This window comes from Serratia sp. TMDUHS_CL (assembly GCF_037137105.1).
Classification (GTDB): Bacteria; Pseudomonadota; Gammaproteobacteria; order Enterobacterales; family Enterobacteriaceae; genus Serratia; species Serratia nevei.
Genome location: NZ_JBBBDV010000008.1, coordinates 218,989 through 242,167 on the forward strand (window position 1 = coordinate 218,989; position 23,179 = coordinate 242,167).

Below are 23,179 nucleotides of genomic sequence, written 5' to 3' on the forward strand. Positions count from 1 at the left end.
GAAAGGAGTACAATCATGTCGATAAAAGCCATTGCCGTAGACCCGCAGAACCCCGCCGGTTTCATCGAAATTTCACCGGAGATGCCGGTTCCCGGCCAGTACGATCTGCTGGTGGAGGTGAAAGCCGTGTCGGTCAACCCGGTGGACACCAAAGTGCACGCCGGTCTGCAGAAAAGCGGCCTGCAGCAGCCGCGCATTCTCGGCTGGGACGCCAGCGGCATCGTGGTGGGCGTGGGCAGCGGCGTCAGCGGCTTCAAGCCCGGCGATGAAGTCTGGTACGCCGGCGACATCACCCGTCCCGGCAGCAACAGCAGCCACCAGCTGATCGACTCACGCATCGCCGCGCACAAGCCGCGCAGCCTGAACTGGGCCGAGTCCGCCGCCCTACCGCTCACCGCCCTCACCGCCTGGGAGGCGCTGTTCGAACATCTGAACATTCACAATGCGCCGGAGCACAAGACGCTGTTGATCATCGGCGGCGCCGGCGGAGTCGGCTCGCTGGCCATTCCGCTGGCCGCATTGCGCAGCAAGGTGAAAGTGATCGCCACCGCCTCAAGGCCGGAATCCGCCGCCTGGTGCCGTGAACGCGGCGCCGATCTGGTGGTGGACTACCGCGATCTGAAAGGCAACCTGGCTCAGCACGGCATCGAGCAGGTGGATTACATCCTGTGCCTGAACGATACCGACGGCCACTGGCCGGTGATGGCCGAGCTGGTCGCGCCGCTGGGCCATATCTGCACCATCGTCGAGAACGCGCAGCCGTTGGATCAAAACGCGCTGAAGCTGAAAAGCGCCGCGCTGCACTGGGAATTCATGTTCACCCGCAGCATGTTCACCACCCCGGACATCGCGCAGCAAGGCAAGATCCTGCAGCAGATGGCGCAGTTGCTGGACGAAGGCAAGCTGAGCACCACGCTGAGCGAAACCCTGCACGGGCTGTCGGTAGACACGCTGACCGCCGCGCATCGACAGTTGCTCGGCGGTCATATGCAAGGCAAGCTGGTTATCGCTTACTAAGTCTGAATCGCGGCGGCGCCCTGCGCCGCCGTTACTGCGGGCGGACGAAGCCGACGCACAGCGTCTGCTCGTCGGCATGCGGATCGGCGCGGAACGTCAGCGTCTGCTGCCAATCGAGGCGCATCTTCGGCCAGTGGGCCAACTCACCGCCGAAGTCGCTGTGCGCGCAGTCTTCGCCCAACCGGCCGAACAGGGCGACGCCGTGCTGCGCAATCTGCGGATAGCTGATGTTGACGTTGTAGATATTCGGGCGCGTATGATTGGACCAGCGCGTAATGGTCTGCGGCCGGGAACCGGCGTACACCGTCATCCACTGCGACAGGTATTCGCCGCCAACGTAGCGTAGATCGACGCCATACCGCTCCTGCCACTGCCGCTCCACCCCGGCGCTGAACGCCTTGATACCCACCATTTTCTGGCCGGCGTTGCGCACGTTGCCCAGCATCACTGCGGCATATCCCAGATAGACCGCCAGCGCTGCGCACATCAGCCCGAGGGTCGCCGCGCGCAGTGAACGCACCGGCGGCTGACGCACGCAGCCGACCAGCAGCGCGGGCGCCAGCATGAAGAACGGCTGCAGCCACTCGGTCAACCGGCCGCCGACGTTGAAGGAGAACCAGAAAGTGATAATGCCGAGCGGCAACAGATAGATCCACAACAGCACCCGCATCGGCAACGCCGATGGCCAGGCCAGCACCGCCCCGCTGCGCCGCAGGATCGCCCACAGCACCAGCGACGGATAGAACACCAGCAGCAGCGACTGCAGCATGTCGAGGTTGAGCTGCATCTTGATCTGCGAATCCACCCATTTGAAGGCGGCAAAGTCGTGGTTCCACAGCCAGAACACGTTCGGCAACACCAACGCCAGCCAGATCGCCACCGCCAGATAGAACTGCGGCTGCCGATAGCAGCGGCGGACCTGCGGTACGAACAGCGTCGACAGCGCCACGAAATAGACGAAGGCGAAGGTCGAGTATTTCGCCATCATCGCCAGACCGGCCACCAATGCGAAGGCCGGCCACCAGTTGGCCGAACGCGAGATCGCCATGTGGAAGAACAGCGCCATCCACGGCCACAGCATCACCAACAGGTAGTTGTCGTTGTAGGGAATAATGTCGAAATTAATGATGCCGGACAGGTTGAGCGTCAGCAGCGCCATCCAGGCCAGCAAGGTGCTGCCGCTCAGACGCCGCGCCAACAGCCAGACGCCCAACATGCCGATGGCGATGGCGATGAAGTGCCCGCCATACCAGTAAACGTTCAGCGGCAGCCACGACAGCCAGATCGCCGGATGCATCGCCGCACCGACCAGCCACGGATTTTTCGGTGAGCCCCACTCGCCGTTGAGGCCCCAGTTGAGCGCCTCGACGGCGTCGTAAGGCAGGGTAGGATCGAGATGAACAGTCAGCAGCGTCCAGGCTGCGGCATAGCAGACCAACCAGAGAGCGAGTAAGCGATAAGACATGTCTTCTTCTAAGCGTTATTGTAAAGAAAATCTTAACTTAGTCGCTGTCGAATGAACCATGTTTAAACAAGCCGTTAAATGTGCACCTGGGTGGCGTTTCTGCCGCCTCGATCGCACATTACGCTAATTTTACTCAGCCTGCCGCGTGACGATGGGCGGGCGCGCTCAACCGGCCGGCGTCCGCCGCCAGCAGCTGTTGCACCAGCTCGACGCAGCGCAGAAAACGCTCTTCGTAATCGCTGGACTCAACGTGCACGTACTCGATGTTGTTGGCACGCAGCATCTCCTCCAGCAGGCGCTGGAACGCCAGGCGATCGGCGGTGCTGCCGAGGCTGCGCAGGCCGTCCGCCACCCACGGCGTGTTGTTTTCCAGCAGGATCACCAGATCGAAACGGTATTCGTCGATCAGCGCCTGCACGAAGGGGTGTTCACGCCCTTCGTACTTTTTGCAAAACGCCTGCGTAGTCACGAAATCGGTATCGATAAACGCCACCTTGTTGGCGTACTTGACCGCGAAATCCACGTATTGCGCCTGCCCGAGGGCAATTTTGTCGTAGTCGGAATACTGCAGCGCCATCTCGTCGCCGCCCAGGTGCGAAAACACGTAATCGCGGCCATATTCCCAGGCGCTGGTGGTGTTGAAGATGTTGGCCAACTTGTTGACCAACGTCGACTTGCCGCTCGATTCGCCGCCGAGGATCGCTACGGTGCGCACGAAGAACGGCTTCACCTCGGTCGGGATGTAGTCCCAATAGCGGAACGGATCCTGGCGGATCTGATTGCCGCTGATGTTCATGAACGAACGCTCGGGGTCGACCAAAATGGTTTCGATGCCCAGATGCTCGCGGTAGCGCGGCGCATCCTGCGCTTCGCTGGAATAGATGAAGCTCGGCACGATGCCCTTCTGTTCCATAAAGGCCTTCATGCCGTCGCTCCACACGTTCCAGCCGTGCGGATAGGGTTCGATGCCCCGCTCGTCGAACGAGTGGATATGGATGTTTTTCTGGTACTTGAAGGTCTGCAGCAGCCAGCGCAGGCGATCGCTGACCGTCGGCTGTTGCGACATCGAACTGTTCTCGAACAGCTCGCGATCGCGCGGCTCGTCATGGCACAAGATAACGTGCAGCTCGTCCACCTGGCTGCAGGCGCGCTGGATCAGGTAGATGTGGCCGGTGTGCAGCGGGTAAAATTTACCAAACACCACGCCGACTTTAACCTCTTTACGCGGGAACTCCAGCCCGAGAAAACGGTGCAGCGCCTCGAGCTTTTGCGCACTCGGGCTTTTGATCTTGTCGTTCAACAGCTGGCTGAGATAGCCTTTGGTCATGCCGCTGGCATCCGCCACCTGCTGCAAAGTACAGCCCTTTTGCTTAATGGACGTCTTCAGGTAATCAAATTGCGGCATGGCCACCTCCGTTTAGTATGCTAAACAAAATAGCATATCTTTCTCGCCGTCGGCGACATTAATAAAACTCTTCCAGCACGTCCAGCGCGTCCGCCAGCTTCTTGACCCCGAACACCTGCATGTTGGCCGGCGGCTTCTTCGGCATGTTGCCGTGCGGCACGATGGCGCGCTTGAAGCCGTGCTTGGCCGCTTCGGAGATGCGCTCCTGGCCGCTCGGCACCGGGCGAATCTCCCCCGCCAACCCCACTTCGCCGAACACCACCAGATCGTTCGGCAGCGGCCGATCGCGCAGGCTCGAAACCAACGACATCAGCAGCGCCAGATCGGCGCTGGTCTCGCTGACCTTTACCCCGCCGACCACGTTGACGAACACGTCCTGATCCGACATCTGCAGCCCGCCGTGCCGGTGCAGCACCGCCAGCAGGATCGCCAACCGGTTCTGCTCCAGGCCCACCGCCACGCGGCGCGGGTTGGACATCATCGAGTGATCCACCAGCGCCTGGATCTCCACCAGCAGCGGCCGGGTACCTTCCCACACCACCATCACCGAGCTACCGGAGGTGACTTCGTCGCCGCGGCTGAGGAAGATCGCCGAAGGGTTGCTGACTTCGCGCAGCCCCTGTTCGGTCATGGCAAACACGCCCAGCTCGTTGACCGCGCCGAAGCGGTTCTTGTGACTGCGCAGGGTGCGGAAGCGGGAATCGGCGTCGCCATCCAGCAGCACCGAACAGTCGATACAGTGTTCCAGCACTTTCGGCCCGGCCAGCGAGCCGTCTTTGGTGACGTGGCCGACCATGACGATCGCCACGCCGCGCGTCTTGGCGAAGCGCGTCAGATAGGCGGCGGTTTCCCGCACCTGCGCCACGCTGCCCGGCGAAGACTGAATGTCCGCCATGTGCATCACCTGGATCGAGTCGATCACCATCAGCTTCGGCTGCTCCTGCTCGGCGATCAGGCAGATCTGCTCGATGCTGGTTTCCGACAGCATGTTCAGGCCGCCGGTCGGCAGCCCCAGACGGTGAGCGCGCATCGCCACCTGCTGCAGCGACTCCTCGCCGGTGACGTACAGGGTTTTCATCTGTTCGGACAGTTTGCACAGCACCTGCAGCAACAGGGTGCTCTTGCCGGCGCCGGGGTTGCCGCCGATCAGAATGGCGCTGCCGGGCACCACGCCGCCGCCCAGCACGCGGTCGAACTCGAGAAAGCCGGTGGTGAAGCGCGGCAGCGCCTCAAGGCTGATTTCCGACAGCTTCTGTACCTTGCTGACGCCGGCGTCGCCGGCATAACCGCTGAGGCGATCGTTGCGCGCCGCTGCGGGCGACGCGGCCAAACGCACTTCCGTGATGGTGTTCCAGGCATGACAGGCGCTGCACTGCCCCTGCCAACGCGGATAGTCCGCCCCGCACTCATTGCACACAAATGCCCGTTTTGCCGCTTTTGCCACGTCTTACCTCAATCTTTCGTTATCGCACTTCGTGTTTCAGGCTGCCGGTGAGAATACACAGCACGCCCATCAGATCCGCATGCCGGATCGCCACCTGCGCTTTTTCATACACTTTCGGTTTGGCGTGGTAGGCGATGCCCAACCCCGCCGCCTGCATCATTTTCAAATCGTTGGCGCCGTCGCCGATGGCCACGGTCTGCGCCAGCGGGATCTCAAGCTTTTCCGCCAGCCGCAGCAGCGTGTCGGCTTTGAACTGTGCGTCCACCACCGGCCCCAGCACTTCGCCGGTCAGCTTGCCGTCGCGGATCTCCAGCTCATTGGCCGCTGCCGCCACCAGCCGCAGCCGGTTGCGCAGGTATTCGGCATAGTAGGTGAAGCCGCCGGAGGCGATCGCCACATGCCAGCCCATCGCCTGCAGCTTGCCCACCAGGCTGGTCAGCCCCGGCATCAGCGGCAGCTCGTCGCGCACCTGCTTGAGGATGTTGGCGTCGGCCCCTTTCAGCGTGCCGACGCGCTGGCGCAGGCTGGCGGTAAAGTCCAGCTCGCCGCGCATCGCGCGCTCGGTGACTTCCGCCACCTGCTCGCCGACGCCCGCCAGCTTGGCGATCTCGTCGATGCACTCGATCTCGATCGCCGTCGAATCCATGTCCATCACCAGCAGCCCCGGCGTGCGCAGGTGTGGGATCTTGCCGAGCGGCGCCACGTCCAGCCCGCTCTCCGCCGCCAACAGCTTGGCGCGCGGCGTCAACGTGCCCGCCAACCGCACCACCTGATAGTCGTCCACGCCCCAGGCGGTGACGATCACCATCGCCGCGCCGAGCTTACGTTGGAATTGCGTAATGCGCGCCTTGTCCAGCTTTCTGCCGTATAACAGCCACCCGGTATTGCCCGCCCGGTAGTCCAGCGGCATCACTTCGTCGCCGCTGAGCGAAAGGGGAAGACCCGGCCATTGAGAGATCTCCGCCGGAAGATCGCAATAGGTCAGACTGTTTGACATCATTGACTCCTGAATGGACAAAAACGCTGCATGATAAAACGACGCATCAAGCTATCCTATCGCCAGCGGTTCTGGCAACATAAAGTGTCCCCGATGCCCAAGGAACCTGCATGGCTCGCGCTAAACTGAAATTTCGCCTGCACCGCACCGCTATTATCCTGATTTGCCTGGCTTTGCTGGTGCTGCTGATGCAGGGCGCCTCTTATTTTAGCCTGAGTCACCAAATGGCGCGATCCGAGCAGGTTGAAGAACTGGCGCAGACGCTGACCAAACAGGTCGCCTACAGCCTGGCGACGCTACTGGACGACGACGGCAACACCCCGCGCATCGACGCCATCCTCAAGCAGCTCACCGATCACAGCCGCATTCTCGACGTCAGCGTGTATCAGCTGGACGGCACGTTGGTCTCTCACGCCGGGGAACAGATAAGTATACGCGATCGCCTGTCGCTCGACGGCAAACGCGCCGGCAGCTACTTCAACCACCAGTTGGTCGAATCCATTCAGGGCAAAGACGGCCCGATCGGCTTTATCCGCATCACCCTCGACACCCACGTATTGGCGACCGAATCCAAGCAGGTGGACAACACCACCAACCTGCTGCGCCTGATGATCCTGCTGGCGCTGGCGATCGGCATCATTCTGGCGCGCACCCTGCTGCAACACCGCCGCAGCCGCTGGCAGCAGTCACCGTACCTGTTGACCGCCAACACGCCGTTGGCAGAAGGCAATACGGTGGAAGACGACGAAGAGGATGCGCCGGAGAAAAAACAGGAAGCGCCGAAGAAGGGGTAAGTCAGGCTGGGCGCTGAATGCGCTCGTGCCGTTTTCTTGTCCTTTCGGTGAATAGATTGTCCGTAACAACGGGATCCACAACCAATTGAAAGGTAAAGCGTTAGCCAAAACTGGCCAAGCGGAATGAATAGATTGACGGGCGGGCTCCATGATGACGCCCGCCGGGGTATTACGCTTTGTCGCCCAGCAGCACGGATTCCAGCGCGATAACGATCATTTCGTTAAAGGTGGTCTGGCGTTCCGCCGCCGTGGTCGCTTCGTGACGCAGGATGTGGTCGGACACGGTGCAGATGGTCAGCGCCTTGCAGCCGAACTCTTCGTACAGCTCCGCCGCCATGCCGTAGATGCCGGCCGCTTCCATTTCCACGCCCAGGATGCCGTACTTCTTCATCACCTGGAACATGTCCGGATCCGGCGTGTAGAACAGATCGGCGGAGAAGATGTTGCCCACGCGCGCCGGGATGCCCTGCGCCGCCGCCGCGTCGACCGCGTTGCGCACCATGTCGAAGTCGGCGATCGCCGCGTAGTCGTTGTCCTTGAAGCGCAGACGGTTCACCTTGGAGTCGGTGCACGCGCCCATGCCGATCACCACGTCACGCAGTTTGATATCGTCACGCACCGCGCCGCAGGAGCCCACGCGAATGATCTTCTTCACGCCGAATTCGGCGATCAGCTCGCGCGCATAGATGGAGCAGGACGGGATGCCCATGCCGTGGCCCATTACGGAGATGCGGCGGCCTTTGTAGGTGCCGGTGAAGCCCAACATGCCGCGCACGTTGTTCACTTCCACCGCGCCTTCCAGGAAAGTTTCGGCGATGTATTTTGCACGCAGCGGATCGCCCGGCATCAGTACTACGTCAGCGAAATCACCCATCTCAGCATTAATGTGCGGCGTAGCCATAATTTTCTTCCTTTAAATCGTATTAAATAGCGTTAAACGTATAAACCGTGGCATGTCAGACGGCGGCCAGCTGCGCCGCCGTCTGAGACTCACGAATTAAAACATGCTCTTACCGTAATCCATCGGCGACAGGCCAAAGTAATTGGCGACGGTCTGGCCGATGTCGGCGAAGGTCTCGCGGTGGCCCAGCGAGCCCGGCTTCACTTTCGGGCCGTAAACCAGCACCGGGATGTGTTCGCGGGTGTGGTCGGTGCCCGGCCAGGTCGGGTCGCAGCCGTGGTCGGCGGTGAAGATGATGATGTCTTCGTCTTTCACCAGCTTCAGCAGCTCCGGCAGGCGGCGGTCGAACAGCTCCAGCGCGGCAGCGTAGCCCGCCACGTCGCGGCGGTGGCCATAGGAGGAGTCAAAGTCCACGAAGTTGGTGAACACGATGGTGTTGTCGCCGGCCTTTTCCATTTCGATCAGGGTCGCGTCGAACAGCGCGTCGATGCCGGTCGCCTTCACCTTCTTGGTGATGCCGACGTTGGCGTAGATGTCGGCGATTTTACCGATCGACACCACTTCACCGCCTTTCTCGTCCACCAGCTTTTTCAGCACGGTCGGCGCCGGCGGCTCTACCGCCAGATCGTGACGGTTGCCGGTGCGCTGGAAGTGGCCCGGCTTGTCGCCGACGAACGGACGCGCGATCACGCGGCCGATGTTGTAGCCGCCTTCGGTCAGCTCTTCACGCGCAATTTCGCACAGCTCATACAGGCGATCCAGGCCGAAGGTTTCTTCATGGCAGGCGATCTGGAACACCGAGTCGGCGGAGGTGTAGAAAATCGGCTTGCCGGTTTTCATGTGCTCTTCGCCCAGCTGATCGAGGATCACGGTGCCGGATGAGTGGCAGTTGCCCAGGTAACCCGGCAGCTTGGCGCGCTCGACCAGTTTGTCCAGAAGCGCCTGCGGGAAGCTGTTGTGCTCGTCCGTGAAGTAGCCCCAGTCGAACAGCACCGGCACACCGGCGATTTCCCAGTGGCCCGACGGCGTGTCTTTACCGGAAGAGAGCTCGCTGGCGTAAGCGTAAGCGCCGATGATGTCGGCGTTGCGATCCAGCCCCTGCGGGAAGTTGCCGGTGGACTCTTCCGCCGCTTTACCGAGGCCCAGACGGCTCAGGTTAGGCAGCGTCAGCGGCCCCTGGCGGCCCACGTTGGCCTCACCGCGCGCGCAAACCTCGGCGATGTGGCCCAGGGTGTCGGAACCCTGGTCGCCAAAACGTTCGGCGTCTTCGCTGGCACCGATGCCGAAGGAGTCCAATACCATAATAAATGTGCGTTTCATCTGTACTCTCCTGCGTGTTCTCACGCTTTGGACGGCCGCGAAAAAGCCGCGGCCGTTCCTGATTCTTGGGTTATTCCGTGATACGCTTACACACCACCGGCGTCGCTTCCGGCGCCTTGTCGCTCAGCGTCATTGCGCTGCGCACCGCATCGGCCGCCTGCTGCCAGCTCTCTTCATCGTTGGCGTGGATCATCGCCAACGGCTGCTGGGCATCCACTTTATCGCCCAGGCGCGCCACCTCGGTCAGACCAACGCTGTAGTCGATGGCGTCGCTCGCCCGGCGACGGCCGCCGCCCAGCGAAACCACCGCCATGCCCAGCGCGCGGGTATCCATGGCGCTGATGATGCCCGGCTTTTCAGCATACACCGGCTTGCTCAGCGTTGCCGCCGGCAGATAGCTATCGTAGCGTTCGACGAAGTCTATCGGCCCCTGCTGCGCCGCCACCATGCGGCCAAACACCTCCGCCGCCTTGCCGTTGTCCAGCACCGCCTGCAGTTTGGCGCGCGCGTCGGCCTCGTCTTGCGCCAGGCCGCCGGACAGCAGCATTTCCACGCACAGCGCCAGCGTCACTTCCAGCAGGCGCGGGTTGCGGTATTCGCCGGTCAGGAAGCGCACCGCTTCGCGCACTTCCACCGCGTTGCCGGCGCTGGAGGCCAGCACCTGGTTCATGTCGGTCAGCAGCGCGGTGGTCTTGCAGCCCGCGCCGTTGGCCACGCCGACGATCGCCTGCGCCAAGTCTTGCGACAGCGCATAGGTCGGCATAAAGGCACCGGAGCCGACCTTCACGTCCATCACCAGCGCATCCAGCCCTTCCGCCAGCTTCTTGGCCAGAATGGAGGCGGTGATCAGCGGGATCGAATCCACGGTAGCGGTAATGTCGCGGGTGGCATAGAAACGTTTGTCCGCCGGCGCCAGCGAGCTGGTCTGGCCGATGATCGCCACGCCGACGTCCTGAATGATTTTGCGGAAGGCATTATCGTCCGGGAAAATATTGAAGCCCGGAATGGCTTCCAGCTTGTCCAGCGTGCCGCCGGTATGCCCCAGGCCGCGGCCGGAGATCATCGGCACATAGCCGCCGCAGGCCGCCACCATCGGGCCAAGCATCAGCGAGGTCACGTCGCCCACGCCGCCGGTCGAATGCTTGTCGACGATCGGGCCGTTCAGCGCCAGACTCTTCCAATCCAGCACGGTGCCGGAATCGCGCATCGCCATGGTAAGCGCCACGCGCTCCGGCATGCTCATGTCATGGAAATAAATGGTCATCGCCAGCGCGGCGATCTGCCCTTCCGACACCACGTTGTCGCGAATGCCGTTGATGAAAAAGCGGATTTCCGCTTCGCTTAACGGCTGGCCGTCGCGTTTTTTACGAATAATTTCTTGAGCCAGGAACAAGGCATCCCCCTGTGTCGCCGAGAGTCGGTGCAGACGGGCGCGCCTGGCGCCCGCCAACGAAATCGATCAGTAGCCGCCGCCGGCGGTCTGGGTCTGGTGGCCCAGCGCGGTCAGCAAGCTGGCCAGCAGGCTGGAAGCGCCAAAGCGGAAATGCCGCGCATCGGCCCAGCCTTCGCCCAGAATACGATCGGCAAGTTGCAGATAATGCAGCGCATCCTCTGCGGTGCGCACGCCGCCGGCCGGCTTGAAGCCCACCGTCTTCGCCACGCCCAGATCGCGGATCACCGACATCATCAGCTCGGCGCTTTCCAGCGTGGCGTTGACCGGCACCTTGCCGGTGGAGGTCTTGATAAAGTCCGCCCCGGCCTTGATGGCGATTTCGGACGCCTTGCGGATCAGGTCGGCCTGCTTCAGCTCACCGGTTTCGATGATCACTTTCAGCAGCACGTTGGCCGCCTGACAAGCCTGCTTGCACTGTTTCACCAGCTCGAAGCCGACCTGTTCGTTGCCGGCGATCAGCGCGCGGTAAGGGAACACCACGTCCACTTCATCCGCGCCATAGGCGATGGCCGCGCGGGTTTCCGCCAGCGCGATGTCGATATCGTCGTTGCCATGCGGGAAGTTGGTCACGGTGGCGATACGGATATCCGGCGTGCCTTGCTCACGCAGCGCCTTGCGCGCTACCGGGATAAAACGCGGGTAGATGCAGATGGCCGCCGTGTGGCCGGCCGGGCTGTTGGCCTGACGACAGAGGGCGATCACTTTCTCGTCGGTGTCATCATCATTCAGCGTGGTTAAATCCATCAGGTTCAGCGCACGTTGCGCTGCTGCGGTTAATTCGGTCATAAAACTCTCCAACTGAGTACCTGGGTGTTGGCGAGCGGACTTGGTTCCATGAAGATAGCGCAGGGGAACGGCGTTCCCTCGGCGGCAACTGAGATCCTTCTCACCGCACATGGCCACCCGCCTTGCGGCCGGCCAGTAATAGCTATTTGAACACGAATGCCAAGGGCGATTCGCGTTCATCGTCACACTATATGAAATAGCACTGTAACAGACCGGAATTATATGTGAAGAGCATCACAAAATAACGCGATATCGTTCACAAATTCGCTAAAGAAGCGGCTGAAGATCGCGGGTGCGGCAAGCACCCGCGTTGCTTAGAGTATAGGCGGAGTCCCGCGATCGGTCGCGCCGTCGCGGGCTCCGGGATGGCTTACAGCGCCAGGAAGAAACCGGCGATGGTGGCGCTCATCAGGTTGGACAGCGTGCCCGCCGCCACGGCCTTCAGACCGAAACGCGCGATGTCGTGGCGACGGTTGGGCGCCATGCTGCCCAGACCGCCCAGCAGGATCGCCACCGAGGAGAGGTTGGCGAAGCCGCACAGCGCGAAGGAGATGATCGCCTTGGTATGGGCCGACAGCACCTGCAGGCCTTCCGCAGCCACCACGTCGTCCGGACGCAGATAGGCGCCGAAGTTCATGTAGGCGACGAACTCGTTGACGATGATCTTCTGGCCGATAAACGAACCGGCGGTCATCGCCTCGCTCCACGGCACGCCGATCAGGAAGGCGATCGGCGAGAACACCCAGCCGAGGATCAGTTCAAGCGACAGCTGCGGATAATCGAACCAGCCGCCGATACCGCCGAGAATGCCGTTAAGCAAGGCGATCAGCGCGATAAACGCCAGCAGCATCGCACCGACGTTCAGCGCCAGCTGCATGCCGGAAGCCGCGCCGGAAGCCGCCGCGTCGATCACGTTGGCCGGACGATCTTCTTCGGCGATCAGCTTCATCGCATCGTCTTTATCGTGGGTCTGCTCGGTTTCCGGCACCATCAGCTTGGCGAACAGCAGCCCGCCCGGCGCGGCCATGAAGGACGCGGCAATCAGGTATTCCAGCGGCACGCCCATCTGCGCGTACCCTGCCAGCACCGAACCGGCTACCGAGGCCAGGCCGCCGCACATCACGGCGAACAGCTCTGACTGGCTCATGGTGGCGATATACGGGCGCACCACCAGCGGCGCTTCGGTCTGGCCAACGAAAATGTTGGCGGTCGCCGACAGCGATTCGGTGCGCGAGGTGCCCAGCAGCTTGTGCAGGCCGCCGCCCAGCACGCGGATCACCAACTGCATGATGCCGAGGTAGTACAGCACCGCAATCAGCGAGGAGAAGAACACGATCACCGGCAGAACACGCAGCGCGAACACGAAGCCGCCGCCGCCGAACACCTCGAACATCTTGTCGGACACCAGCCCGCCGAAGATGAACGAAATGCCCTGATTGCCGTAGGCGATAACGTTTGCCACGCCGTTAGACATACTGCCGAGGATGCTGCGGCCCAGCGGCACATACAGCACCAGCGCGCCGATGCCGATCTGGATGATGAACGCCCACACGACGGTGCGCAGTTTAATGGCCCGGCGGTTGCTGGAGAGCAGCACCGCAATGGCGATCAGCACCGCCATACCGACCAGACTCATGATGAGTTGCATGCAAAGTTTCCCTGTTGCAAAAAATAAAGTACATCCCTGCTCATGAAGAGAGGTCTGCTATTGGAGTGTTTCGGGGGGGATTATACTGAGCGAGGTCACCCTCGCACCGATTTATGTCACAAATGTATACAACGAGACGCAAATGAAAATCTTATAACGTGACGCAAGTCACGTTATAAACCCATCAATCCGGCATGGCGAACAGTGCCTGAGTATTGCGTTGCAGGTGGGCGGCGATCTCGTCGGCCGGTTCCGGCCGCAGCTCGCACAGCGTTTGAAACACCTCGGCGGCGCGTTCGGGGCGATTCGGCTGCCCCTGATAGCCGGCCAGCGGCATGTCCGGCGCATCGGTCTCCAGCAGCAGCGCCTCGAGCGGCAGCTGCGCCATCACGCCGCGCGTTTTCTGCGCCCGCTCATAGGTGATGGTGCCGCCCACGCCGATGTAATAGCCGAGGCGGATAAAGGCCTGCGCCTGCGACAGGCTGCCGGCGAAGCCGTGCACCACGCCGCGACGCGGCAACTGCATGCGCCGCAGCGCCGCGGCCAGCTGATCGTGGGTGCGGCGCGAATGGAGGATCACCGGCAGGTCATGCTGTTTCGCCAGCTTCAACTGGGCCAGCAGCACGCTTTGCTGGCGCTCGAACTGCGGGTTGTCCATATACAGATCGAGCCCGATCTCCCCCACCGCCACCAGCTTGCGCGGCCGTTCGGCCAGCAGCGTTGCCAGCTGCTCCAACTGCGGCTCATGATGCTGCGCGATATACAGCGGGTGCAGCCCCAGCGCGGCGAACAGCGGCGCATGATCTTGCGCCAGTCGCAGCACCCGGGCAAAGCGATCGGCGGTGACCGTCGGGACGATGATGCGCTGCACGCCGGCGCTTGCCGCCCGCGTCAGGCTCTCGGCCTCATGCCCGGTAAAGGGCGGAAAATCGAAATGGCAGTGAGTATCGGTAAAGGCGTAACTCACAGCGCCCCCCCTTCACCCGGCGGCAAATCACCCGGCAGAATGATCTTCGGCGCCGCTACCGCGGCCTCCGGCTGCGCGCCCAGCTCGGACGGCATGACGATATCGGTCACGATCGGCGAAGGCATTCTGACGTTCTCCGGCTGGATCAGGCGGCGCGACAGCGCTTTTTTCACCTTCATGCCGTCCGGCTCCGGCTGCGCCATCCACTGGCCGACGGTGGCCAGGAAGTAACGGCCGCAGCGGCGCCCCAGGTGATAATCCTGATTGAGCGCCCCCAGTCGGCTGCCCAGCGCATTGCTGGCCAGCGGCTTCGGCGGAAAGATTTCGAAGATGCGCAGCTTGCCCGGCGGCTTCTCGATAAAGCGCTGGATGCGGTGATAGCTTTGCTCATGATGCTGCAGGATACGCACCATCTGCTGCAGGCTGCTGTCGCTCAGCCAGTGCTCCATGCGCTTCATCCACTGCGGGGTGTAGTACATCTGCGAGGGCACGGTGCGGATCACCACGATGGTGTCGGCGCCGCGACGATAGGCCTCTTCCACCGGGATCGCATCGCTGATGCCGCCGTCCTGATAGCTGACGCCGTCCAGCTCCACGCCCTGGCGATAAAAACCGGGAATGGCGCTGGAGGCCTTAATGGCCGGCAGCCAGCGTTCGCGCTGCGCCGGCAGGTAGGTCGGCTCAAAGTCATCGCTGCGGCAGGCGCACAGCAGGAACTCGCGCCCGTCGGTAAAGTGCTGTTCCGCCACGTCCATCGCCAACGGCATCTGCGCCGCCGCCGTATCGACCAGCCAATCGAGATCGATGAGATGCCCGCCGCGCACGAAGCGCAGCGGATTGAAGAACTGGGCAGAAGTGGTGTAACGGGTGATCACTCGACGTGCGTAACCCACCTGCCCGCAGATATAGGCGGAGAGATTCTGGGCACCGGCCGACGTGCCGATCAGCAGATCGAAAGGGTTAAAGCCCGCACGCTGAAACTCGTCCAGCACGCCGGCGGTGAAAATGCCGCGCTGGCCGCCGCCTTCGCAGACCAGCGCCATCTTGCCTGGCCGAAAGGGTTTAGACGCCAGCGGTTCTATATTGCCGAGCGTGATGGGTATTCTGTATCCCAACTTGGCATCCTCAGTGAGACGTTTTCTCCGAGGATACCGCGTCTCGCTCTCTTCCGTAATCCTCTTGCAGTACGCCGGCGAGGAAATCGTTGCTGCCGGTCAGCCAGGCATAATCGCTGCCTGACCATTCTGCCCACGCCTGCCATACCTGGCCTTTCAGCTGTTTCCAGCGCCCGACGATGATGTCGCTGTTCATGGCCGGCCCTCCCCGACGTGAGAAAAGGAGTTAAGCTTTGTTACAGTTTACGGGAAAATGCCCGCCGGCTAAGGGCGACGGCGGCCGGTGAACAGGCTGACCAGGAACAGGATGATGCCGACAACGAACACGATTTTAGCCGCCCAGGCAGCGGTGCCCGCCAACGAACCGAACCCCAGCGCCGCAGCGATAAGCGCGATGACTAAAAAGATAATGCCCCAACGAAACATAAGCTTCTCCTTACCATTGTGAAAAAATTCGCTGCCATCTACCACCCCGACAACGGGACGTCGACGGCAAATCAGTTTCTTTTTTTGGTGTTACATGCCGGGCCGCCTTCACGGCCCGACAGATGCGGCTTGTTGTTGCTTGTTACGGGCGCCTAGCGGAATTACTGCTTGACCACCAGGTCGTTTTTCACGCTTTTCACGCCGTCGATGGCCTTGGCGATGCTTTCCGCACGCTCAGACTGCGCCTGCGTTTTCACCTCACCGGAAAGCTGCACCACACCATCGGTGGTTTCCACTTTCACATTGCGCGACGGCACGATGTCATCGGCCAGCAGCTTGGCTTTCAGCTCGCTGGTAGTGGCGGTGTCGCCGGCATACGATTTGATCGACTGGTTGGCTTCATCTTTCACGTGCAGCTTGTCGCTGACGGTCTTGACGCCTTCCACCTTACCGGCGACCGCGACCGCATGCTCCGCCTGCGCCTGGCTGCCGACGAACCCACTCAGGATCACGGTGCCTTTTTCGGTTTTCACCGAAATGTCAGAACTTTTGATGGTCTTATCTTCCACCAACGCACTTTTAACTTTAGCCGTTATCGCGCTGTCATCCATGTAACCGTCAACTTTTTTCATGGAGCTATCGATTTTGGCACCGGCACTATCCGCGGCGTTAGACGCCTTGTTAAGCAGACTGTCTTCGGCCAGCGCACTGCCGCTTACCAAAGCAGAACCCAATACGACAGCCATCAGCGAGTGTGCAAATTTGGTCTTTTTCATCGATCTCTTCCTTTTGTTGGGGGCTCTCGACGCCAAAGCGCCGGAACCCTGCGGCCACCTTCACGCGGCCTTCTCGGTAAATACTTCATCATCGCTATACGATTAAGCGTTCACGACAGGAGTGTTGCAACGGCCGTGCCAACTCAAAAAATACCTTAATTATCAAAGATAAAAATCTTTCAGTCGGATTTTTAATCAAAAAACTGTCGTCTATTGACGACAGGCTAAGTTACACAAAACTGAAATATGGCTATCTCATTGATATTTAAAGACACTGACTGTCTCCTATCGGCAACACATCAGAATAACTCACCAAACAAATAGCGTATTACAGTGATTTACTCTCAAGCAATGTGCGGACATCTCGTTAAAGATAGACCATCAGACGGAAAACGCAGGCCGTACGAACATCGCCTGGCGATAGCGGTTCGCAGGATAAAATATGAGGAAGATTTATTAATTAGCGCAGTGAGGATAGGAGAAGCGTGCAGGGCGCACTGGGCGCCCTGCCGAGCGATCAGTGTTCGCGGGTTTTGCGGAAGGTCACGTCAGGATAGCGTTCCTGCGTCAGGTTGAGGTTCACCATGGTCGGCGCGATGTAGGACAGGTTGTCCCCGCCGTCCAGCGCCAGGTTGATCTCGTTCTTGCGCTTGAACTCTTCGAACTTCTTCACGTCGTCGCACTCGACCCAGCGCGCGGTCGACACGTTGACCGATTCGTACAGCGCTTCCACGTTGTACTCGCTCTTCAAACGCGCCACCACCACGTCGAACTGCAGCACACCGACCGCGCCGACGATCAGATCGTTGTTGGCGATCGGACGGAACACCTGTACCGCGCCCTCTTCGGACAGCTGCACCAGCCCCTTCAGCAGCTGTTTCTGCTTCAGCGGATCGCGCAGGCGAATGCGGCGGAACAGCTCCGGCGCGAAGTTCGGAATACCGGTGAACTTCATGTCTTCACCCTGGGTGAAGGTATCGCCGATCTGAATGGTGCCGTGGTTGTGCAGGCCGATGATGTCGCCCGGGTAGGCTTCTTCCACGTGCGAACGGTCGCCGGCCATAAAGGTCAGCGCGTCGGAGATCACCACGTCTTTGCCGGTGCGCACCTGGCGCAGCTTCATGCCCTTCTCGTAGCGGCCGGAAACCACGCGCATAAAGGCCACGCGGTCGCGGTGTTTCGGATCCATGTTGGCCTGGATCTTGAAGACGAAGCCGGTGAATTTCTCTTCCGCCGCCGTCACTTCGCGGGTGTCGGTTTTGCGCGGCATCGGCGCCGGCGCCCAGGCCACCAGACCGTCCAGCATGTGATCCACGCCGAAGTTACCGAGTGCGGTACCGAAGAACACCGGGGTCAGCTCGCCGCTCAGGAAAGCCTCCTGATCGAACTCGTGGGAAGCGCCCTGCACCAGCTCCAGCTCATCGCGCAGCTGCGCCGCCAGATCTTCGCCCACCGCCGCATCCAGCTCCGGGTTGTCCAGGCCTTTGACGATGCGCACTTCCTGGATGGTGTGGCCTTTACCGGTCTGATACAGGTAGGTTTCATCCTTGTACAGGTGGTAAACGCCCTTGAACAGCTTGCCGCAGCCGATCGGCCAGGTGATAGGCGAGCAGGCGATCTTCAGTTCGCGCTCGACTTCATCCATCACTTCCATCGGATCGCGGATGTCGCGGTCCAGTTTGTTCATGAAGGTCAGGATCGGCGTGTCGCGCAGACGGGTGACTTCCATCAGCTTACGGGTACGATCCTCAACGCCCTTGGCGGCGTCGATCACCATCAGACAGCAGTCGACGGCGGTCAGGGTACGGTAAGTATCTTCGGAGAAGTCTTCGTGCCCCGGGGTATCCAGCAGGTTAACCAGGCTGTCGCGGTACGGGAACTGCATCACGGAGGTGGTGATCGAGATCCCACGCTGCTTTTCCATTTCCATCCAGTCGGATTTGGCGTGCTGGCTGGAGCCGCGGCCTTTTACCGTACCGGCGGTCTGGATCGCCTGTCCGAACAGCAGCACTTTTTCGGTAATGGTGGTTTTACCGGCATCGGGGTGCGAGATGATGGCGAAAGTTCTTCTTTTGGAGACTTCGCGGGCAAATTCACTAGGAGACATGGTTTTCAGGTTCTACGGTTAGTCCGCCCTGCGACATCATCAGAACGCGCCGATCGCGGCGCCGGGCAAAGCGGTGAATAAAAGATAACAGCCGGGCATTTTCGCCGATTTGCCAACCGGTGACAATCAATGGATCCAATTTCCCGCTAACGCAGGCGGAAATCGGGAGACAAAGCGGCCCAATGCCGGCGCAATACCGATTTGTGATCGTCCGCCATCGGCAGCTCTTCCAATAAGGCCGGCCACAAATTTCGCGCCTTGTCGATGGCATCCACCAGGTGCACCCGTATCACAGACCAGGGAATATCGACCCGCTCAGCCCAGCGCTCGAAGGTTTGCATTGAGATCCTATCCCAGCGCTTTTCCTTCGCCATATTGAGCGCAGCCTCAGACTCACCAGGAATATAAGCCAACGTAGTGACGATGTCATAAGCGGGAGAAAGCCGAATATCAGTCTGGTTTGGATAGAACATGGACCAATTTTTTACGTGCGCATCGCCATTGGCGAGCAAAATATTCGCCAACAGACGGCGCGCCATTTGCTGCACATCCGCTAAAGATTCACTGCCATACTCATAGAGATAAGCCGCTATTTGATCGTAATTTTTGCCGCGGTATTTATCGTGCGCGTAAATCTCGAATATCTGGGCAAAATCTTCTGCATGCACTCGCCCGCTTTCGCTGCGGTCAAAACGACGGATGGCATAAGCATAGGGTTCATCCGCCAAGCGAATATCAGGCAAGTGTTCAAGTCTTGTCAGTTCAACCAGCTCAATATCAGGAATATCCACGCCGATGGCTTGCGCCAAACGCATTGCCGTATATTCATTTTCAGGGAGATGACGATGAACCGTTGAAGGCGTTTTAATGATCCAGCTATCAGCGCCCACCTGAGAAGAAATGTTGAAGCGGCCCTCTTTACGCACAGAGGAAAATTTCATTTGTACCCCTGCCAGAGAAAACTTTTGCGCCTCCATCCCAACATCAATTTGCACGGCTTCCAACTCGCCGCGCGACGTTAACGCCCAGGCGGGTATGTCACTGGCAGCCAGCGACCGTGCTTCAAGCGCTCCCGGCAAGTTTCCACCGGCCCAGGCAATTAAAGGAAACTCCTCATTCACATGGGCTTTCAATGACTGAGCCACCCAAGCGCGCAGTGCGCCTTCGGGTAACAAGTTGGATAAAACGGGCGGCAGACGCTGCGATGACTGTAAAACTTGCTCAAGATACCCCACGTGCGCCTTCTGCCTGAGCGTAAACAAAGGACGAACACGCTCCGGCAAAGCGAGGTAGTGTGGATCAAACGTCAGGATGTTTCTGCCGCCGCTGTAATGCGCCAGCACGCCAACACGCACGCCATGCAATATCAAGGCTAATGCCTGTACCGATTCAACCTGTCGCAGCCCTTTCATCAGCTAGTCCTCGAGATCTTTCAGTTTTTTTTCAAAACCCTGCGGCTTACCGACTTCCGGTGCGCTACTCACTTCCTGTTGCAGCAGGCACTCCACATCACGGGCAGACTTTTTTGGCACGATGACATATTCCAAATTCATCGCCGCCAATATGCGTAGCAACGTGCTTACCCGCATATCGCTCCCCGCTTCAATACGCTGATATTGCTGTTGGGTCATGCCAATCTTCATTAAAAAGTCTTTTTGACTCCAACCCAACTCACTGCGTTTTTCTTTCAGCAACGCTGATACTTCGGATAATTTTCTCATCCGCGCCTCCAAACAACGCATTGATTGTCTCACCAGCAATAAACAACAAATTAGTTGTCGAGACAGTGAAAAACAACTTTTTTGATGTAAATTAATGAAGAAACAACTTTTTGGTTGTAAAAGGGAATGCAAACAATAAACAGGATGTTTTAGATTACGCCAGCGGCAGCGCCATCACGATCGCGTCTTCGCGGCCGTGGGCGCTCGGGTAATAATTGCGGCGCACGGTGACCTCGTTGAAACCGAGATCTTCATACAGTGCAATCGCCGCCTGGTTGGAAGCGCGCACCTCCAGCCACAGCGTGACTACGCCGCGGCTCTCCAGCTGTTCGATCACCGCGTTGAGCAGCAGGCGGCCAAAGCCCCGGCGCTGGTACTGCGGATGAATGGCGATGTTGAACAGCGTGGCTTCGTCCAGCACGATCTGCGTGATGGTGAACCCCGCCATCGCCCCGTCGGCGCTCAGCTTCAGGTTAAGGTAGCGATCGCCCTGATTGCTGGCGAAGGTGGTTTCCGTCCAGGGAAAAGCGTGGCTGGCTTGCTCAATGGTGAAGGCCGTGGCCAGATCGGCCGCCGTCAGGGTAGAAATCGTGTTCATGATGACAAATCTGCTGCCAGAGGGCGCGTTTGGCCCCCGCGTCTTGGGAAAGCTCGGCCAGCGCCGGGCTGTGTAGCTGCGCGCCGGCGACCGCAAGCGGTTCCGCCACGCCCAGCCGCCAACTGTTGCATGCGGTCTCTTCAGGCAGCATCGCCGCCTGTTCCGGCGTCAGGCTGTAGGTTTGCGCCGGCGTCAGCCCCAGGCTGCGCAGCACGTCGCAAAACAGCGGATCGTCGGGCGCGGGCAGCGTCTGCGCCACCACCAGCAGGCGCGCCTCGGGCGGCAGACTGACCGCCACTTCGCCCTGCAACACGCTCGGGCGGCGCAATGTCCACTGCGTAATACCCAGTTGTTGTAACAGCCAGTCGCGTTTTGATGCCATGCCGATTCCTACCCGTTGTGGTGCGCCATGCCTGCCATGCGCCGCGCTATGCTAACAAACCCGCGCAGCCCGCGCCAACAAACCCGTCGAACATATCGCCACAAAGCTCTATAATCCCCGGTCTCATTTCCAGGAGCCAATATCTGATGTCTGCATTAACCCCCGCCAGTGAAGTCATGCTGCGCCACAGTGATGAATTTATCGAACGCCGCGTGCTGTTTGCCGGCGACCTGCAGGACAGCCTGCCGGCCCAATTCGAGGCCGCGGACGTGCGCGTCCACACTCAGCAATACCATCACTGGCAGTTACTGAACCGGACGATGGGCGATAACGTGCAGTTCGGTTTGACCATCGATCCCGCTTTCGTCGCCAACTGCGATACGCTGGTTTACTACTGGCCGAAGAGCAAGCAGGAAGCGCAATTCCAGCTGTGCAACATCCTGGCGCTGCTGCCGGTGGGCGTAGACGTGTTCGTGGTCGGTGAAAACCGCAGCGGCGTGCGCAGCGCCGAGCCAACGCTGGAAGGCCACGTTGCGCTGGTGAAAATCGACAGCGCGCGCCGCTGCGGCCTGTATCACGGCCGTCTGGACGCGCAGACCGAATTCGACCTGAACGACTGGTGGGACAGCTATCAGCTGCACGATCTGGAAGTGAAAACGCTGCCGGGCGTGTTCAGCCGCGACGGCCTGGACGTCGGCAGCTCGCTGCTGCTGTCGACGCTGGAAAAACACATGAAAGGCAAGGTGCTGGACATCGGCTGCGGCGCCGGCGTGATGGCCTCGGTGATGGCCAAGCTGTCGCCGAAGGTGAAACTGACCCTCAGCGACGTCAACGCCGCCGCGGTGGAATCCAGCCGCGCGACGCTGGCCGCCAACGGCATCGAAGGCGAAGTGATCGTCAGCAACGTTTACTCCGACATCACCGGCCGTTTCGACATGATCATCTCCAACCCGCCGTTCCACGACGGGCTGCAGACCAGCCTGACCGCCGCTGAAACCCTGATCCGCGGCGCGGTGAAACACCTGCCGATCGGCGGCCAGCTGCGCATCGTCGCCAACGCCTTCCTGCCGTACCCGGACATTCTGGACGCCACCTTCGGCAGCCACGAAGTGCTGGCGCAGAACGGCCGCTTCAAAGTGTATCAGGCCACCGTCGGCCGCCCACCGCGCGCGCCGAAGAAGAAATAATTCGCCGTTGGCGGAAAACGACAGAGCGCGGCCTGAGGCCGCGCTTTTTTTTAGCCGTTGATATAGGCCATCGACTCGGCGCCGTAGCGATCGCCGGCCGCTGCACTCAGCGGAAACACCGCTTCGATCGCCGCCAGTTCGGCCGCGCTCAGCGTTATCTCCGCCGCCGCGACGTTCTCTTCCAGATAGCGACGGCGTTTGGTGCCGGGGATCGGCACGATGTGCTCGCCCTGCGCCAACACCCAGGCCAGCGCCAGCTGTGAAGGCTTGACGCCCTTCTGCGCCGCCAGCTCCCCCACCTTCTCCACCAGCGCCAGGTTGCGGGCGAAGTTTTCGCCCTGGAAGCGCGGGTTGCCGCGGCGGAAATCGTCCTCGGCCAGATCCTCCGGCCGCCGGATAGCGCCGGTAAGGAAACCGCGCCCTAACGGGCTGTAAGGCACAAAGCCGATCCCCAGGCGCTCACAGGCGGCCAGTACGCCCTGTTCAGCATCGCGCGTCCACAGCGAATACTCGGTCTGCAACGCCGTGATCGGATGCACCTTGTGCGCCCGCTCCAGCGTGGCGACCGACGCCTCGCTCAGGCCGATATGGCGGATCTTGCCTTCGCGGATCAGATCCGCCATCGTGCCCACGACGTCTTCGATCGGCACCTGCGGATCGACCCGATGCT

The 23,179-nt window shown here is 60.5% G+C and carries 23 protein-coding genes; 3 read left to right on the plus strand and 20 right to left on the minus strand.

Annotation, left to right across the window (positions count from 1 at the left end; translation table 11 throughout):
* Positions 1 to 15: 15 nt before the first annotated feature.
* Complete coding sequence (locus WCL58_RS16385) at positions 16 to 1,017, plus strand: zinc-binding alcohol dehydrogenase family protein (RefSeq protein ID WP_164268589.1); 1,002 nt, start codon at positions 16 to 18, stop codon at positions 1,015 to 1,017.
* Positions 1,018 to 1,048: 31 nt separating this feature from the next.
* Here the strand turns inward: WCL58_RS16385 and WCL58_RS16390 are convergent, their stop codons facing one another.
* The 4 genes from WCL58_RS16390 to serB form a co-directional block, all read right to left on the minus strand.
* Positions 1,049 to 2,482, minus strand: coding sequence for a glycosyltransferase family 39 protein (locus WCL58_RS16390; protein WP_141957928.1), 1,434 nt, complete (start codon positions 2,480 to 2,482; stop codon positions 1,049 to 1,051).
* Positions 2,483 to 2,615: 133 nt separating this feature from the next.
* Positions 2,616 to 3,887 (minus strand): multifunctional transcriptional regulator/nicotinamide-nucleotide adenylyltransferase/ribosylnicotinamide kinase NadR, encoded by a 1,272-nt coding sequence (gene nadR, locus WCL58_RS16395; protein WP_336851374.1) that lies wholly within the window; start codon positions 3,885 to 3,887, stop codon positions 2,616 to 2,618.
* 58 nt (positions 3,888 to 3,945) lie between these two features.
* Positions 3,946 to 5,331 carry a DNA repair protein RadA gene (gene radA / locus WCL58_RS16400; RefSeq protein WP_025159617.1) on the minus strand — a complete coding sequence of 462 codons (1,386 nt, stop codon included), beginning with the start codon at positions 5,329 to 5,331 and terminating at the stop codon, positions 3,946 to 3,948.
* Positions 5,332 to 5,350: 19 nt separating this feature from the next.
* Positions 5,351 to 6,328 (minus strand): phosphoserine phosphatase, encoded by a 978-nt coding sequence (gene serB, locus WCL58_RS16405; RefSeq protein ID WP_016929162.1) that lies wholly within the window; start codon positions 6,326 to 6,328, stop codon positions 5,351 to 5,353.
* A gap of 110 nt (positions 6,329 to 6,438) precedes the next feature.
* Between serB and WCL58_RS16410 the strand changes: the two genes are divergently transcribed.
* A complete protein-coding gene (locus WCL58_RS16410; RefSeq protein WP_336851375.1) occupies positions 6,439 to 7,122 on the plus strand; it encodes a YtjB family periplasmic protein in 684 nt (227 codons plus the stop codon).
* A gap of 169 nt (positions 7,123 to 7,291) precedes the next feature.
* Here WCL58_RS16410 and deoD read toward each other — a convergent pair whose 3' ends face one another.
* The 15 genes from deoD to WCL58_RS16485 form a co-directional block, all read right to left on the minus strand.
* Positions 7,292 to 8,023 carry a purine-nucleoside phosphorylase gene (deoD, locus tag WCL58_RS16415; RefSeq protein ID WP_336851376.1) on the minus strand — a complete coding sequence of 244 codons (732 nt, stop codon included), beginning with the start codon at positions 8,021 to 8,023 and terminating at the stop codon, positions 7,292 to 7,294.
* A 96-nt stretch (positions 8,024 to 8,119) separates the two neighbouring features.
* A complete protein-coding gene (gene deoB / locus WCL58_RS16420) occupies positions 8,120 to 9,343 on the minus strand; it encodes a phosphopentomutase (RefSeq protein ID WP_049198074.1) in 1,224 nt (407 codons plus the stop codon).
* Positions 9,344 to 9,413: 70 nt separating this feature from the next.
* A complete protein-coding gene (gene deoA, locus WCL58_RS16425) occupies positions 9,414 to 10,736 on the minus strand; it encodes a thymidine phosphorylase (RefSeq protein ID WP_336851377.1) in 1,323 nt (440 codons plus the stop codon).
* Between the two features lie 66 nt (positions 10,737 to 10,802).
* Entirely contained in the window at positions 10,803 to 11,582 is a 780-nt protein-coding gene (gene deoC / locus WCL58_RS16430; RefSeq protein ID WP_004933072.1) for a deoxyribose-phosphate aldolase, read from the minus strand.
* A 370-nt stretch (positions 11,583 to 11,952) separates the two neighbouring features.
* Entirely contained in the window at positions 11,953 to 13,230 is a 1,278-nt protein-coding gene (locus tag WCL58_RS16435; protein WP_038881921.1) for a NupC/NupG family nucleoside CNT transporter, read from the minus strand.
* A 184-nt stretch (positions 13,231 to 13,414) separates the two neighbouring features.
* Positions 13,415 to 14,197 (minus strand): TatD family hydrolase, encoded by a 783-nt coding sequence (locus tag WCL58_RS16440; RefSeq protein WP_142109244.1) that lies wholly within the window; start codon positions 14,195 to 14,197, stop codon positions 13,415 to 13,417.
* The gene (locus tag WCL58_RS16445; RefSeq protein WP_197802336.1) at positions 14,194 to 15,312 is read right to left on the minus strand and encodes a patatin-like phospholipase family protein; all 1,119 of its coding nucleotides are present in this window, start codon (positions 15,310 to 15,312) and stop codon (positions 14,194 to 14,196) included. Before WCL58_RS16445 ends, WCL58_RS16440 begins: the two co-directional genes overlap by 4 nt.
* Positions 15,313 to 15,322: 10 nt before the next feature.
* On the minus strand, positions 15,323 to 15,508 hold the full coding sequence (locus tag WCL58_RS16450) for a CsbD family protein (RefSeq protein ID WP_147839718.1): 186 nt from the start codon (positions 15,506 to 15,508) through the stop codon (positions 15,323 to 15,325).
* A gap of 68 nt (positions 15,509 to 15,576) precedes the next feature.
* Complete coding sequence (locus tag WCL58_RS16455; RefSeq protein ID WP_004857650.1) at positions 15,577 to 15,738, minus strand: DUF1328 domain-containing protein; 162 nt, start codon at positions 15,736 to 15,738, stop codon at positions 15,577 to 15,579.
* 161 nt (positions 15,739 to 15,899) lie between these two features.
* Positions 15,900 to 16,514 carry a molecular chaperone OsmY gene (gene osmY / locus WCL58_RS16460; protein ID WP_087762942.1) on the minus strand — a complete coding sequence of 205 codons (615 nt, stop codon included), beginning with the start codon at positions 16,512 to 16,514 and terminating at the stop codon, positions 15,900 to 15,902.
* A gap of 517 nt (positions 16,515 to 17,031) precedes the next feature.
* A complete protein-coding gene (gene prfC, locus WCL58_RS16465) occupies positions 17,032 to 18,621 on the minus strand; it encodes a peptide chain release factor 3 (RefSeq protein WP_038878480.1) in 1,590 nt (529 codons plus the stop codon).
* A 146-nt stretch (positions 18,622 to 18,767) separates the two neighbouring features.
* Positions 18,768 to 20,033: a type II toxin-antitoxin system HipA family toxin gene (locus WCL58_RS16470; RefSeq protein WP_336851378.1), complete on the minus strand. Its 1,266-nt coding sequence runs from the start codon at positions 20,031 to 20,033 to the stop codon at positions 18,768 to 18,770.
* Between the two features lie 3 nt (positions 20,034 to 20,036).
* Positions 20,037 to 20,342, minus strand: coding sequence for a helix-turn-helix domain-containing protein (locus tag WCL58_RS16475; RefSeq protein ID WP_185742328.1), 306 nt, complete (start codon positions 20,340 to 20,342; stop codon positions 20,037 to 20,039).
* A 154-nt stretch (positions 20,343 to 20,496) separates the two neighbouring features.
* Positions 20,497 to 20,940, minus strand: coding sequence for a ribosomal protein S18-alanine N-acetyltransferase (gene rimI, locus WCL58_RS16480; protein WP_336851379.1), 444 nt, complete (start codon positions 20,938 to 20,940; stop codon positions 20,497 to 20,499).
* Positions 20,885 to 21,322: a DNA polymerase III subunit psi gene (locus WCL58_RS16485; protein WP_049198060.1), complete on the minus strand. Its 438-nt coding sequence runs from the start codon at positions 21,320 to 21,322 to the stop codon at positions 20,885 to 20,887. The genes rimI and WCL58_RS16485 overlap by 56 nt, the downstream gene beginning before the upstream one ends.
* A gap of 146 nt (positions 21,323 to 21,468) precedes the next feature.
* Between WCL58_RS16485 and rsmC the strand changes: the two genes are divergently transcribed.
* Positions 21,469 to 22,509: a 16S rRNA (guanine(1207)-N(2))-methyltransferase RsmC gene (gene rsmC / locus WCL58_RS16490; RefSeq protein WP_087762945.1), complete on the plus strand. Its 1,041-nt coding sequence runs from the start codon at positions 21,469 to 21,471 to the stop codon at positions 22,507 to 22,509.
* 50 nt (positions 22,510 to 22,559) lie between these two features.
* On the opposite strand, the gene WCL58_RS16495 is transcribed toward rsmC, so the two are convergent.
* The coding region (locus WCL58_RS16495; RefSeq protein ID WP_336851380.1) for an aldo/keto reductase at positions 22,560 to 23,179 on the minus strand (620 nt) is incomplete at its 5' end.

Excerpts from the sequence above, each read along its gene's own strand:
- WCL58_RS16435 (WP_038881921.1), bottom strand. The coding sequence starts at position 13,230 with ATGCAACTCATCATGAGTCTGGTCGGTATGGCGGTGCTGATCGCCATT.
- WCL58_RS16385 (WP_164268589.1), top strand. The coding sequence starts at position 16 with ATGTCGATAAAAGCCATTGCCGTAGACCCGCAGAACCCCGCCGGTTTC.
- deoD (WP_336851376.1), bottom strand. The coding sequence starts at position 8,023 with ATGGCTACGCCGCACATTAATGCTGAGATGGGTGATTTCGCTGACGTA.
- rimI (WP_336851379.1), bottom strand. The coding sequence starts at position 20,940 with ATGAACACGATTTCTACCCTGACGGCGGCCGATCTGGCCACGGCCTTC.
- WCL58_RS16455 (WP_004857650.1), bottom strand. The coding sequence starts at position 15,738 with ATGTTTCGTTGGGGCATTATCTTTTTAGTCATCGCGCTTATCGCTGCG.
- deoC (WP_004933072.1), bottom strand. The coding sequence starts at position 11,582 with ATGACCGAATTAACCGCAGCAGCGCAACGTGCGCTGAACCTGATGGAT.
- WCL58_RS16410 (WP_336851375.1), top strand. The coding sequence starts at position 6,439 with ATGGCTCGCGCTAAACTGAAATTTCGCCTGCACCGCACCGCTATTATC.
- WCL58_RS16475 (WP_185742328.1), bottom strand. The coding sequence starts at position 20,342 with ATGAGAAAATTATCCGAAGTATCAGCGTTGCTGAAAGAAAAACGCAGT.
- WCL58_RS16390 (WP_141957928.1), bottom strand. The coding sequence starts at position 2,482 with ATGTCTTATCGCTTACTCGCTCTCTGGTTGGTCTGCTATGCCGCAGCC.
- prfC (WP_038878480.1), bottom strand. The coding sequence starts at position 18,621 with ATGTCTCCTAGTGAATTTGCCCGCGAAGTCTCCAAAAGAAGAACTTTC.
- deoB (WP_049198074.1), bottom strand. The coding sequence starts at position 9,343 with ATGAAACGCACATTTATTATGGTATTGGACTCCTTCGGCATCGGTGCC.
- serB (WP_016929162.1), bottom strand. The coding sequence starts at position 6,328 with ATGTCAAACAGTCTGACCTATTGCGATCTTCCGGCGGAGATCTCTCAA.
- WCL58_RS16470 (WP_336851378.1), bottom strand. The coding sequence starts at position 20,033 with ATGAAAGGGCTGCGACAGGTTGAATCGGTACAGGCATTAGCCTTGATA.
- rsmC (WP_087762945.1), top strand. The coding sequence starts at position 21,469 with ATGTCTGCATTAACCCCCGCCAGTGAAGTCATGCTGCGCCACAGTGAT.
- osmY (WP_087762942.1), bottom strand. The coding sequence starts at position 16,514 with ATGAAAAAGACCAAATTTGCACACTCGCTGATGGCTGTCGTATTGGGT.
- nadR (WP_336851374.1), bottom strand. The coding sequence starts at position 3,887 with ATGCCGCAATTTGATTACCTGAAGACGTCCATTAAGCAAAAGGGCTGT.
- WCL58_RS16450 (WP_147839718.1), bottom strand. The coding sequence starts at position 15,508 with ATGAACAGCGACATCATCGTCGGGCGCTGGAAACAGCTGAAAGGCCAG.
- WCL58_RS16485 (WP_049198060.1), bottom strand. The coding sequence starts at position 21,322 with ATGGCATCAAAACGCGACTGGCTGTTACAACAACTGGGTATTACGCAG.